This window comes from Cupriavidus sp. GW823-FHT06D04, assembly GCF_058795055.1.
In genome coordinates this window covers 78,131-91,020 of sequence record NZ_JBXAHL010000024.1, presented here as the reverse complement: position 1 = coordinate 91,020, position 12,890 = coordinate 78,131, and the positions used below count along the sequence as shown (strand labels likewise).

At 65.2% G+C, this 12,890-nt stretch carries 9 protein-coding genes and 1 pseudogene; 7 read left to right on the top strand and 3 right to left on the bottom strand.

Annotated elements, in window-relative coordinates:
• Positions 1 to 89 precede the first annotated feature (89 nt).
• The 6 genes and pseudogenes from AC1Q7H_RS25540 to AC1Q7H_RS25515 all read left to right on the top strand — a co-directional run bounded on the left by AC1Q7H_RS25540 (position 90) and on the right by AC1Q7H_RS25515 (position 7,413).
• A complete protein-coding gene (locus AC1Q7H_RS25540; RefSeq protein WP_249679196.1) occupies positions 90 to 851 on the top strand; it encodes a bestrophin-like domain in 762 nt (253 codons plus the stop codon).
• Positions 852 to 946: 95 nt separating this feature from the next.
• A pseudogene (locus AC1Q7H_RS25535) lies at positions 947 to 1,089 on the top strand (IS110 family transposase); the annotation flags it as partial.
• Between the two features lie 142 nt (positions 1,090 to 1,231).
• Positions 1,232 to 4,492: an ATP-binding protein gene (locus tag AC1Q7H_RS25530; protein WP_492381877.1), complete on the top strand. Its 3,261-nt coding sequence runs from the start codon at positions 1,232 to 1,234 to the stop codon at positions 4,490 to 4,492.
• A 120-nt stretch (positions 4,493 to 4,612) separates the two neighbouring features.
• A complete protein-coding gene (locus tag AC1Q7H_RS25525) occupies positions 4,613 to 5,998 on the top strand; it encodes an FAD-binding oxidoreductase (protein ID WP_492381876.1) in 1,386 nt (461 codons plus the stop codon).
• 210 nt (positions 5,999 to 6,208) lie between these two features.
• Positions 6,209 to 6,562 (top strand): hypothetical protein, encoded by a 354-nt coding sequence (locus AC1Q7H_RS25520; protein ID WP_013953249.1) that lies wholly within the window; start codon positions 6,209 to 6,211, stop codon positions 6,560 to 6,562.
• A gap of 383 nt (positions 6,563 to 6,945) precedes the next feature.
• Positions 6,946 to 7,413 (top strand): fumarate hydratase, encoded by a 468-nt coding sequence (locus AC1Q7H_RS25515; protein WP_153953464.1) that lies wholly within the window; start codon positions 6,946 to 6,948, stop codon positions 7,411 to 7,413.
• 355 nt (positions 7,414 to 7,768) lie between these two features.
• Here AC1Q7H_RS25515 and AC1Q7H_RS25510 read toward each other — a convergent pair whose 3' ends face one another.
• The 3 genes from AC1Q7H_RS25510 to AC1Q7H_RS25500 all read right to left on the bottom strand — a co-directional run bounded on the left by AC1Q7H_RS25510 (position 7,769) and on the right by AC1Q7H_RS25500 (position 11,633).
• Positions 7,769 to 9,163, bottom strand: a complete 1,395-nt coding sequence (locus AC1Q7H_RS25510) for a class II fumarate hydratase (protein WP_153953465.1) — start codon at positions 9,161 to 9,163, stop codon at positions 7,769 to 7,771.
• 5 nt (positions 9,164 to 9,168) lie between these two features.
• Complete coding sequence (locus AC1Q7H_RS25505; RefSeq protein WP_013953246.1) at positions 9,169 to 10,158, bottom strand: tripartite tricarboxylate transporter substrate binding protein BugD; 990 nt, start codon at positions 10,156 to 10,158, stop codon at positions 9,169 to 9,171.
• Between the two features lie 86 nt (positions 10,159 to 10,244).
• Positions 10,245 to 11,633: a class-II fumarase/aspartase family protein gene (locus tag AC1Q7H_RS25500; protein ID WP_153953466.1), complete on the bottom strand. Its 1,389-nt coding sequence runs from the start codon at positions 11,631 to 11,633 to the stop codon at positions 10,245 to 10,247.
• Between the two features lie 127 nt (positions 11,634 to 11,760).
• Between AC1Q7H_RS25500 and AC1Q7H_RS25495 the strand changes: the two genes are divergently transcribed.
• Positions 11,761 to 12,495: a GntR family transcriptional regulator gene (locus tag AC1Q7H_RS25495; protein WP_041228907.1), complete on the top strand. Its 735-nt coding sequence runs from the start codon at positions 11,761 to 11,763 to the stop codon at positions 12,493 to 12,495.
• The last annotated feature ends 395 nt before the right edge of the window (positions 12,496 to 12,890 follow it).

The window sequence follows — 12,890 nt, the reverse complement described above, 5'->3', positions numbered from 1 at the left end:
GCCCTGATACGGGGGGCCGAGCGCGGGAATGGCCGCCAAGTCGACAAGCTGTATTGGGTGCAATGGATTTTTAAGCGGAGGACGGAAGCGTGAGCCAACTCGTCATCGCCTTGATCACGTTCCTGTGCATCTTCTGCGCCGCACTGCTTGGCCTTTACGTGCGCCGCATGTTGCCGGAGCATCACCTCAGCGAGGAATCGAGCAACGCCATCAAGCTAGCGACCGGGCTGATCGCGACCATTGCCGCCTTGGTGCTTGGGTTGCTGATCTCATCGGCCAAAAGCACGTTCGACACGGTTAAGGGTGACCTTGTGCACAATGCCGCAAGCATTGTTCGCCTTGATCGCCTGCTGGTCCAGTATGGGCCTCCAGCGAAGGAGCTCCGTGCCACTCTTCGGCGCGACTATGCGTTGTGGGTCGATCTGCTGGCATCCGACGACGCAGGCCGCACGGCACGGCTGACCAACCCGGAAATCAGCGCCCGCGTGGAGGCGTTCCAACAGAAGGTAGCGGAACTCTCGCCCACCACCCCCGCGCAACGTGAGATCCAGGCGCGCGCCCTCCGGATCTCCGATGAAGTCTTCGCGTCCCGCTCGCTGGCGCTGCTGCAAAGAGAGGGCTCCGTGGCCCTGCCGCTGCTGGTTGTGCTGGTGTCGTGGCTCGCCATTATCTTTGGCGCATTCGGATTGCTCGCGCCGCGAAACGGGACCATTGTGGTCGCCTTTCTCCTGTGCGCGCTGTCAGCTTCAGGGGCGATCCTCCTGATCCTGGAAATGGATACACCGCTCGATGGCGTGATCAAGGTCTCGCTGGGGCCAATGCGTGAGGCGCTAGCGCGGCTGGGGAACTAGACAGAATGTATTGACCTGTCGCACCTCAAGCGACGTGGATTAGGCTTGAGGTGGGTTAAACCAACAACCCAGAGCCACAATTGAGGGGGCAGGTCATGGACAAGTTTAGCAAGTACGTAGGCTTGGTCGTACACCAGGAAACGATCGCCGTTGCGGTGGCGCAGGCAGGCAGCGAAGTCCGGTACGTGGGGGGATCATGAATACCCCGAAGGCCTGCTCGTCGATGTTGGCCGGATTGGACGCGCCAACGCGAGTATAGTCACGAATGGCGCTCGCGCGGGCTTGGGTGTTGGAGAGTTCCCGCACGAGCGCTACCGCAGTGCGCACCGTACGCTGCCTACAGGAGCTCCCCATCGCTTTGTGCCGCATTGCGCTCCAGCATGACTTCCCAGGCCCGCTTCTCCGTACGCTTGTTTGGCGAGTTCCAGCTCGACGGCGCTGACGCGCCCCTGTTCAACGCAAACTCCCCCCGCTTGCAGGCACTGCTCGCCTGCCTTGTCCTGCATCGCGACGCACCGCAGACGCGGCAGCAGCTCGCCGTGCTGTTCTGGCCTGATTCCTCGCAGGCGCAGGCGCGCAATGCCCTGCGTCAACTGCTGTTTCAGCTGCGCAAGACCTGGCCGGAGGCAGATCAGTTTGTCCATGCCGATGCGCAAACGGTGCAATGGCTGCCCGATTCGGCGCCCGACCTCGATGTAGCGCAGTTCCAGTCCGCGCTTGCGGCTGCGGCCAGGGCCTCGAGGCACGGCGACGCCGGCGCTGAAGAAGAGCTGCTGACGCATGCCGCGGATCTCTATCGCGGTGACCTGCTGGCCAACTGCTATGACGAGTGGATCCGCCCCGAGCGCGAAAGGTTGCGCGAACAGTGCATCGCGGCGCTTGCGCGCCTCGGTCAACTGAGTGAGGACCGGCGCGACTATGCAAAGGCGTTGAAGTACACACAGCAGTTGCAGCGGCTCGACCCGTGCCGCGAACCTACCTGCATGGCGCTGATGCGCCTGCACGCGCTGAACCACGACCACGCATCGGCCATGCGCGCCTATCGTAGCTGTGTGGAAACGCTCGCGCGCGAACTGGGCGTCCTGCCCAGCGAACCCATGCGCGAGGCCTATGCGCGGCTGGCCGGCCAGGCCGCGTCAATGCAGCGCCAACGCCCGCGGGATGCGATGCTGCCAATGATTGGCCGGCATGGCGAATGGCGCCGGTTGCTTGAAGTCTGGCAGCGTACCCAGCTGGCCGACAAGCAGTTTGTCCTGATCCTGGGCGAAGCCGGCATCGGCAAATCACGCCTGGCGGAGGAGCTGCTCGTCCATCTGGCCGAGCAAGGCATCACCGTGGCGCATTCGCGCGCCTATGCGGCCGAGGGACAGCTCGCGTTTGCGCCGGTGACCGGCTGGCTGCGCAGCCCTGGCCTGAGTGGCGCGATCGGCAATCTCGACAGACTGTGGCTGACCGAGGTCACGCGCCTGTTGCCCGAACTCCTCACGCAGCAATCCGGACTGTCGCCGCCGTCGCCCCTTACCGAGTACTGGCAACGCCAACGGTTCTTCGAGGCGCTTGCGCGAGCGGTGCTTGCACAAGGCGGGCCACTGCTGTTGCTGCTCGACGACCTGCAATGGTGCGACGGCGAGACGCTCGAATGGCTGCGCTTCCTGATGCGTTTCGACGGGGCGGCAAGGCTGATGGTGGTCGCGACGGCGCGCTCCGAGGAAATCATGCCGCTGCACGCGGCGAACCGGCTGCTGGACGCACTGCGCCGCGACGACCAGTTCATCGAGATCTCATTGGGGACACTCGATGCTGCCGAAACGGCAAAGATTGCGGCCCAGATCCTGGACCGGCCGCTGGCCGACGCGGAGGCAACCCGGCTGTTCGAAGAGAGCGAGGGTAACCCGCTGTTTGCGGTCGAAATGATGCGGGCTCGCTCCGACACCATGCCGGTCGGGGACGCACAGGGTGGCATGGCGTCGAAGTTGCCGCCCAAGGTTTACACCGTCATCTCGAACCGGCTGGCACAGCTTCCTCCGGGCGCCCGCGATATCGTCGGGGTTGCTGCAATCATTGGACGGGCGTTCACGACCGACATCCTCGCCCAGGCAAGCGACCTCGGCGAGGATGCCCTGGCAGGCGCATTGGACGAGCTGTGGCAGCGGCGCATCGTGCGCCAGACCGACGGTGGTGGCCTGGCCTTTGACTTCAGCCATGACAAGATCCGCGACGTGGCGTACGCCGACGTGAGTCCGCTGCAGCGCCGCCGCCTGCATTTGCGCGTGGCGCGAGCGCTCGAGCAGGCGCCAGGCGATGCGCCCGACGCGGCAAGCGCGCAGATCGCCTCGCACTATGAGCGGGCGGGTCTGCCAGCCCAGGCGGCGGCATTCTATCGACGCGCGGCCGGCGTTGCGCAGAGTGTGTACGCCTATGACGATGCCATTGCCTTGCTGACGCGCGGGCTGGCGCAAGCGGACCGGATTGCCGATCCGCAGGAGCGCGCCAGTCAATCGCTGGCCCTGCAACTCGACCTTGCGCCACCGATTCGCATCGCCCGAGGCTGGGCAGCCCCCGAACTGGAGGCGCCGCTGCGGCGCGCGGTGGAACTGAGCCGGCTGGCGGGTGACACCAATCAGCAAGCACGCGCTCAGGTTAGCCTTTCATTTTTCCTGGTGGTGAGGGCGGAACTCGCACAGGCACGCAGCCTGAGCGAGGAACTGATTGCGGGCTGGGGGCCGCCGGGCTCCGATACTTACTCGGTGATGGCATGGACCAGCGTCATGGGTAGTCTGGTCCAGCAAGGCGACTGGATGGCTGCCGAGCCCGCGTATCAACGCGCGCACGGCGCTTATGACGAGGCCCAGCACGCCGAGCATGCGTCCCTGATGGGCGGTAACTTCGGCGTGCTGGCCGCCGCGTGGTCGGCGCATGGATTGTGGTTCAGGGGGTTTGCCGATCAGGCCCTTCAGCGTGGACGCGAAGCGCTGGAGGTGGCGAACCGCGTAGCACACCCGTTCTCCCAGGCACTCGCGCTGTCCTATCTTGCGACGCAGCATGCGCTGCGGCATGAGTACGGTCTCACGCTGCACTATGCCCGCCAGGCACACGAGATTGCCGAGCAGTACCACGTAGGCTACTACTTCGCGTGGGCAGGCATACTGCTCGCCTGGGCGAACGCGAAACAGGCGCCCAGCGCCGAAGCGGTGGTGGCCATGCAGGCGGCGATCGAGGGCTTTCATGCGACGGGCGCACGCCTGCGCCTGCCGCTCTATCTGGGCATGCTGGCTGAATGCCTGGGCGACGTAGGAGAGACCGAGGCCGGGTTGGCGGCTTTGGACCAGGCGTTCGAATGCGCCGGGCGCACTGGCGAGCACTGGGTGGACGCCGAGTTGTGCCGTCTGCGCGGTGAATTGCTGCTGCGCAGCAGCGCCGACCTTGCCGAAGCCGAGTCATCGCTGATCAAGGCGATCGAGATCGCCACAGCCCAACGCGCGCTCCCGCTTGAACTGCGTGCCACCCTGTCACTGACGACGTTGCGAGCCTCGCAGGGGCGCGTCAATCCGCATGAGGTGGTCGAGGCGCAGCTTGCGCGATTCACCGAGGGCTTCGATCAGCCCGACTTCGTCAAGGCGCGGGCGTTACTCGCGCGTTAGTCTGGGCTCGACCACCGCGCGCCGGTCGGGAGGCAGAATCCCCATGTAACGGTTCACCTAACGCTTTCGAAACGCCGAGGTTGCTAAAACTCCTGCATACCAACCGGACAGGAGACAACCATGGAAGCTTCGTTGAGCGAACCCGTCGCAACCGCACTCAAGGCGCATTTTCGGGGACAACTGATTCAGCCGGGCGACGCGGCTTACGACCAGGCGCGTGCCGTGTACAACGGAATGATCGACAAGCGTCCTGCGATCATCGCGCGCTGCGTCGATGTTGCGGACGTCATCGCGGCGGTGAACGCCGCGCGCGACAGCGGGATGCTGCTGGCGGTGCGTGGCGGCGCGCACAATGGCGCCGGGCTCGGCACATGCGATGGTGGACTGGTGATCGACCTGTCGCCCATGAAGGGCGTGTTTATCGATGCCGGACGCAAGACGCTGCGGGTTGGCGGTGGCTGCACCTGGGGCGAGGTGGATCACGCCGCCAGTGCCTACGGGCTGGCGACGCCGAGTGGCTTCATCTCGACCACTGGCGTGGGCGGACTGACGCTCGGCGGCGGCATCGGCTACCTCAGCCGCGCCTATGGCCTGACGATCGACAACCTGCTCAGCGCCGAGGTCGTGCTGGCCGACGGGCGAGTCGTCACCGCAAGCAACGACGAAAATGCCGACCTGTTCTGGGCGTTGCGCGGCGGCGGTGGCAACTTCGGCGTGGTGACGTCGTTCGAGTTCAAGGCTCATCCCGTAGCCACGGTCTATGGCGGCCCGATGCTGTGGCCGATGGAGCAGGCACGCGAGCTGATGACATGGTGGCGCGACTTCATCCTGAGCGCGCCGCAGGACATCAATGGCTGGTTCGGTTTCGTCACGGTGCCGCCCGCAGCGCCCTTCCCGGAGGAAGTCCACCTGCGGAAGATGTGCGCCGTAGTGTGGTGCTACACCGGACCGCTCGACCAGGCCGAAACGCATTTCCGTCCGATTCGCGAGGCCATGCCGCCGGCGGTGGACTTTGCCGGGCCAATCCCCTGGCCTGTCCTGCAGAGCCTGTTCGACGGACTGTATCCGGCGGGCTTGCAGTGGTACTGGAAAGCCGACTTCGTCAGCGACCTGAGCGACAAGGCCATCGATCTGCACATCAAGTACGCGCAGCAGTTGCCGTCGATGCACTCGACCATGCACCTGTATCCGATCAATGGTGCAGCGCATCGCGCCAGTTGCGACGACACGGCCTTCAGCTACCGCGATGCCAGTTTTGCCAGCGTGATTGTCGGCGTGGATCCCGACCCGGCCAACAACGATCGCATCGTGCAGTGGGCAAAGGACTACTGGCTGGCCCTGCATCCGCACTCTGCTGGCGGCGGCTACATCAACATGATGATGGACGAGGGCAATGACAACGTGAAGGCGTCCTATCGCGACAACTATGCGCGACTGGCCGAGATCAAGCGCAAATACGACCCGGCCAACCTGTTCCGCGTAAATCAGAACATCAGGCCCGCCTGACGTAACACGCTTGCGACATCGGGCGCAAGTACCCCTTATCCAGGAGTCCGGCGCGACGCCGCTGCCACGATGGGATGGCAGCCGGCCCACGCCAGGAAACGGCTTGCACGGCAGAGGCGGTCCCGTGCGGGCGATACCGTTCCGTAGCTGATCGCCTGCACGAGGAGTGCCGTCGCGGCAACGCCGCCGACACCCCTGTTGGAGATTGCAATGCATAAGACCCTTGCCAAGACCCTGCTTGCCGCTGCCGCACTTGCCGCCGGGCTCAGCCAGACCGCCCACGCCGGTGCATATGCTGATGCGCTGATCGTTGCCGCGCCGGAACACAACGGCCAGCGCGACGCCTTTACCGATGGCGCGCACAGTCCGGCCACCGAGGCCGCCATGCTGCCCGTGGTCGCGCATCAGGGCAGGTCCGTGTGTGCTGTCCGTGGCTTTGATCCGTACCTAGACGGCATGCGCAAGCCTGACCCCTACACCGATGGCGCCCGCATCAGCTCGCGCGATGGCTTCACCGACGGCGCGCGCAGCGACGCGCGCGACAGCGGGGAGTGCCTGTCCTGAGCATGGCAGGGCAACGGGGCGGTTGGTCTGAGCCCGCTCCGTTGTCCAGGCGCGGGAGTATGCGCCATGATTCGAGCATGCCCCGATATGCCGCAACCCTGCTGTCAGGCAACCAAGTCCCAATCGGCCAGCCGGTAGTCCACCTTCGGCGGCACCTGCAATGTGGAGGGAAGCGGCGAGGAATCGCTGCACTCTGAGCTTCTCTGATTGAGTTGGCGAACGTACCACATACCAATAAGAAAGCGCTGCGGAAGAGGGGGCAGCATCTCAGTCGCCGACTGATCGCGCTTGGACGCAACATAAAGAAGAAACTGACCTCTATTATGTAACGCCACTCGTGCGGTTATACTCCGCGCTTCACTCACAACTATGAATAACAAAACATGGTCGCAACAACTAAAACGACACGGGTAAGTGCAACTGCCAAGGGCAAGCCTGCCGCAAAGAAGGTGGTCGTGCCAACGAAAAAGGCCAGCGTGCTTGCCCGCGAGGCACAGGCAGCGAAGAAGCGCTTGCTGAAGCTGCGCGCCGACACGAAGAAGGCAATTGAAGCGGCTAAGCGCGAGGTTGCCCAGGCAGTGGAAGCCGCAAAGGCCGCGGCCCGTTTTGAAAAGCAAGCGGCAAAGGACAAGCTCTTGGCGAAGAAGGCCAAGGCTGCAGGCGCCAAGAAGGCGACGGGCAGTAAAGCTGCCGTAACGAAAGCAGTCGCGAAAAAGGCCGCACCCGGTACTAAGGGCAAGGTTGCCGCGAAAGCAGGCCCGAAGGCGGTCGCAGTGAAATTTGTGACGAAGAAGCGGGCTTCGGCGAAGAAAGTGGTTCCGGCTGTAGCGTCGCCTGAAGCGTCGGCGTGATCCTTGCCTCGGCTGGTAACGCGATGTCGCCAACCAGCCGATTGATGCAAGATGGGGGCACTGCTGAGAAATGCTGAAGCCGACGAACTTTGTGCTGACGGCTTTACCCCCCTTCTTTCACTAGAGCATCGAATGAGCTGTCTTGCTGCAAGCAGTCACGGCCGATGATGGCACTTCCATAGATCCATGGTTTGCGCTTGGTCATAGGTATCGGACATTTGATCGAGGCGTGACTGTAGCTTGCCATAACGCGGTCACCGCCGCGTGGGTCGTAGCAAGTCTCGTCCTGGCCGAAAGCAGACGACTAAGTGATCAGCAATTTCGCGACCGTGAGTATCGCCGCAGCGGTTGATGCCTATGGGTTCCCCTTCGCCAGACGCATCGGGTTCACCAGCCGGTCAAATTCCTCACCGCTCAGAAATCCTAGCGCAATCGCGGCTTCCCGCGGCGAAATTCCCTTCGCAACGGCATGCGTCGTGATCTGCGCTGCACGGTCGTAGCCCAGCACCGGGTTGAGCGCGGTCACCGCAAGCAGCGGACTGTCCAGGTTGCGTGCCAGCTGATCTTGGTTGGGGACCAGCCCCTGCACCAGCCGTTGCGCGAACACCCGCGCACTGTCGGCCAGCACGCGCACCGACTGCAGCACGTTGTAGATCAGCACCGGCTTGGCCACGTTCAGTTCAAAGCTGCCGGAGGCGCCAGCCATGGTCACCGTGACATGATTCCCGGCTACCTGCATGGCGGCCTGCACCATTACCTCGGCGATGGTCGGGTTGCGCTTGCCGGGCATGATCGACGAGGTCAGGCCGTCCTCCGGAATCAGCAGCTCGCCGAGCCCGCAGCGCGGGCCCGAGCCGAGCCAGCGCAGGTCGTTGGCGATCTTGGTGAAGGAGACGGCGATCACGTTGAGCACGCCGGACAGTTCGACCAGTGCATCGTGCGCGGCCATGCCCTCGACTTTGCACGGGTTGGGGCGGAAGGCGAGGCCCGTCAGCTGGCTGGCTTCCGCACAAAACGCCTGGGCGAAGCCCGCCGGCGCGTTCAGGCCGGTGCCGGCCGCAGTGCCGCCCTGCGGCAGCAACAGCATGCGGGGCAGGGCGTCGCGCACGCGCTCGATGGCGTGATCGACCTGCGCGGTGAAGCCTTCGAAGGCCTGGCCCATGGTCATGGGTACGGCATCCATCAGGTGCGTGCGCGCGATCTTGAGCACATCCGCAAAGGCGTGGGCGCGCTCGCGCAGGGTGTCGCGCAGCAGCGCCAGCGCGGGCAGCAGGCGGTCTTCCAGTTCCAGCGCGGCGGTCATGTGCATGACGGTCGGGAAACTGTCGTTGGAAGACTGCGACGCGTTGACGTGGTCGTTCGGGTGCACCGGCGCGCGCGTGCCCAGGGCCTGGCCTAGCCGCTCGTTGGCGCGGTTGGCGATGACCTCGTTGGCGTTCATATTGGTCTGCGTGCCCGAGCCGGTCTGCCAGATGGTCAGCGGAAAATGGCTGTCGAACTGGCCGCTGCGCAACTCGGCCGCGGCGGCGATGATGGCCTCGGCGATTGCGGCATCCAGCACGCCGCAGCGCAGGTTGGCCTTGGCCGCCGCCATCTTGTGCGCGCCGAAGGCGTGGACCAGGCAGGCGGGGAAGCGTTCTTCTCCGACCTCGAAGATCGCCAGCGCCCGCTGCGTCTGGGCGCCCCAGTAGCGGTCGGCGGGGATGTCGACCGGCCCGAAGGCGTCGTGTTCTATGCGCAATCCGGACATGGTGCTCAGTCCAGCGAGATGTTGGCCTTGGCCGCCACGGTCTTCCAGCGGGTGATCTCGGACTGGGTGTGCTTGCCCAGCGCCGCGGCGGTGTATTGCTCAGGCGGCAGCATCTGGATTGCCTGTGCGGTCATCTTGCCGGTGAAGGCCTTGTCGCTCATCACCTTCAGGTAGGCCTGCTGCATCTTGTCGACCACGGCCTGCGGCGTGCCCCTGGGCGCGTAGATGCCGTACCACGTGCTGGCTTCAAAGCCGGGCAGCCCCGACTCCGCCAGCGTCGGCACATCCTTGAGCTGCGCCACGCGGGTGGCCGAGGTCACCGCCAGTGGCCGCACCTTGGACTCGGTGATCTGCGGCAGCGCGGTATTGGTCTGGTCGAACATGCCATCCACCTGCCCGCCGATCACGTCGATCAGCGCGGGGCCGGCGCCCTTGTACGGCACCAGCGACACCTGCATACCCGCCGACGCGGCGAACAGCGTCGCCACCAGGTGCGAGGTGGAGCCCATGCCGGCGTTGCTGATATTGAGCTTGCCCGGGTTCTTCTTGCCGTACTCGACCAGCGCGCGCACGTCCTTGGCGGGATGGTCCTTGCGCACCATCAGTACCATCGGCGTATCCGGGAAGCGGAACACCGGCGCAAAATCCTTGACCGGGTCGTAGGGCAGCTTCTTGTACAGCGCGGGGGCCGCGCCCATGTAGCCCATGTGCCCCACCAGCATGGTGTAGCCGTCAGCCGGCGCGCGCGCCGCCTTGGCCGCGCCGACAGTGCCGCCGGCGCCCGGCGAGTTTTCGATGATGATCGACTGGCCGACCTCGCGCGAGACGCGCTCGGCAATGGTGCGCGCCAGCGCGTCGGTCGGTCCGCCCGCTGCGAACGGGACGATCCAGGTGATCGGCTTGGTCGGCCAGGCCTGGGCCAACGCCGGGGTAGCGGCCGCCGCCGTGGCGATGGCCAGTGCCGCGCACGCGGCCAGCTTGCTGATGGGGTTCATGGGGTTTGTCTCCTGTGTCGGTGTTCTTGTGATGGCAGATCGCCTGTGCCTTGTTCAGCGGCATGCCGGGCGACTGGTCTGCGGTTTCAGGCTGCGGATTGCTTGGAAAGGGCAATGGCGCGGTCGACCATCTGCGGCGCGAGGCCCAGGTAGTTGGCCGGATCGGTCATGCGGTCGATGGTGGCGCGGTCGAAGTGTTGGGTGACCTCGGGCAGCGCGGCGAGCGCGTCGGCCAGCGTTCCGCCGTGTTCGTTGACGGTGCGGCAGGCGTCGTAGACTACGTCGTGCGCCTGCTGGCGGCCGATATGGGGGGCCATGCCCATCATCACGGCCTCGGCCACGATCAGGCCCTTGGAGATGCCCAGGTTGTGCTTCATGCGGGCTTCATCGACGATCAGGCCGCCCAGCGCGAACCTGGCCTGGTGCAGCGCGCCGGCGCTCAGGATGAAGCTCTCGGGGATGGCGATCCATTCCGCATGCCAGGGGCCGGTGGCGCGTTCGAAGTCCTGCACCATCGCGTCGACCATCAGGCCGGCGTGCTGGCGCACCGCCTTGGAGGCCGCCAGCATCAGCTCGCTGGAGATCGGGTTGCGCTTCTGCGGCATGGTGCTGCTGGCGCCACGGCCCTTGACGAAGGGCTCGTAGACCTCGGCGAACTCGGTCGACGCCATGATCATGATGTCGAGCGCGATCTTGCCGAGCGAGCCGGTGATTAGTGCGAGCAGGTTCACTGCCTCGGCAAAGCCGTCGCGCGCCACGTGCCAGGTGGTTGCGGGAACGCCCAGGCCCAGTTCTTCAGCCAGGGCTTCCTGCACGACGAAGCCTTTGTTGTCGCCTTGTCCGCCCAGCGACGCCAGCGTGCCCGCGGCGCCGGCGAATTCGACCACGGCCACGCGGGGGCGCAGTTCTGCCAGGCGCTGCTGGTGGCGGTCGAACATGGCCAGCCAGATCGCCACCTTGTAGCCGAAGGTCACCGGCAGCGCCTGCTGCAGGTGGGTTCGGCCCGCCATCGGGGTGTCGCGGTGCTTCACCGCCAGGTCGGCCAGGATGCCGCGCAGTTCGCGGATATCGGCGTCGATGCTGTCGAGCGCGTCGCGCACCTGCAGCGCGACCGCGGTGTCCATGATGTCTTGCGTGGTGGCGCCCCAGTGCACGTAGCGTCCGGCCTCGCCGCACATCGCTACCAGCTGGTGCACCAGCGGCAGGATCGGATAGCCGACAATGTCGGTCTCCTCGCGCATGTGGTCGAAGTCGATGCGCTCCAGGCGCGATTCGCGGGCGATGACCTCGGCTGCTTCCGCCGGGATCACGCCGACCCTGGCCTCGGCCCTGGCGAGCCCGACCTCGACGTCGATATAGCGCTGGATCAGCGCCACATCGGAGAAGATCTGGCGCATCTTGGCGGTGCCAAAGGCATCGCGGAACAGGATGGAATCAACGACGGTGCTGGCGGTGGGGGCAGAGAACAGGGTCATGGTGCTACCTTGAGGGGAAAGGGGCAGTCCGGTAATATGTTCGAACATATCCACATTAAATATGTTCGAACATATTTAGAAAATGAGGGTTAACCCGCGTTCAATGGTTGTGACGCGGCAGGCGGTCATGAATAAATCCAATCCAGCAGAGATCAGCAGGCAACTTATCGAGGGGATCACCACCGGCCGCTACGCGGTCGGGTCGCTGCTGCCCACCGAATTCGAGCTGTGCGAGCAGTACCAGGCCAGCCGCTACACCATCCGTGCGGTGCTGCAGGAGTTGCAGCAGCTGGGACTGGTGTCGCGGCGCAAGAACGTGGGCACGCGGGTGGAATCGGCCAGGCCGCGGCCGGTGTTCCGGCCGTCGCTGGCGTCGGTGGATGACCTGGTGCAGTTCGGCGCGGAGCACCTGCGCGTGGTGCAGTCGGTCGAGGAGGTTGCCGTGCCGGCCGACGTCGCGGCGGAAATCGGCTGCGCGCCCGGTGCGCGTTGGCTGCGCATCTCTAGCCTGCGCATGGATGGCGGCAAGGACGGCACGCCGATGGCGTGGACCGATGTCTACGTGGATCCTGCCTATGCGGAGATCGGCGAGATGGTGCGGGAGTCGCCCGACACGCTGGTCAGCACGCTGATCGAGTCACGCTATGACCGGCAGATTGCAGAGATCTACCAGGATGTGCGCGCGGTTGCGGTCAGCGACCGGCGCGTTGCTGACGCGCTCAGGCTGGACCCTGGCGCCGCGGCGCTGAAGATCGTGCGGCGCTATATGGATGCGGCCGGCGAGACGTTCGAAGTCTCGGTGACGGTGCATCCCGCGGACAGCTTTTCGGTATCGATGCGCTTGCAGCGCTCGGCCGGCTAATCAGGCCGCGGTTGCTGGGGCGCGGCCGGCAAATGCCGCCTACGGAGTGCGCGCCGCAGGTCTCGTGTCGCGCACCGTGGTCGGGGCGGGGTACACGTCGTCGCTGGGCGCAATCGGTTGACGGGGCGGTGGCGGTGTCGCCGCGGTATCCCGCGGGACTCCCTCGCATCCCGCCAGGGCCGCGGACAGAAGGGCGATGAGGGAGCACACAGCCAAGCCGCAACGGAAGGCGTGACCGGCGCGGGAGAAGAGCGTGCGGTGCTGCATAAGCGGGCCCCAGTGGCAATGGTGATTGTAGCTTAGCCTACTGGCGCACAAAGAAACGTCCCTTGAATGCGTGGTTCAAGCCTGACGTCCCCCCTATCCACCCGACAGTTGAATTTTGGGCCGCGACG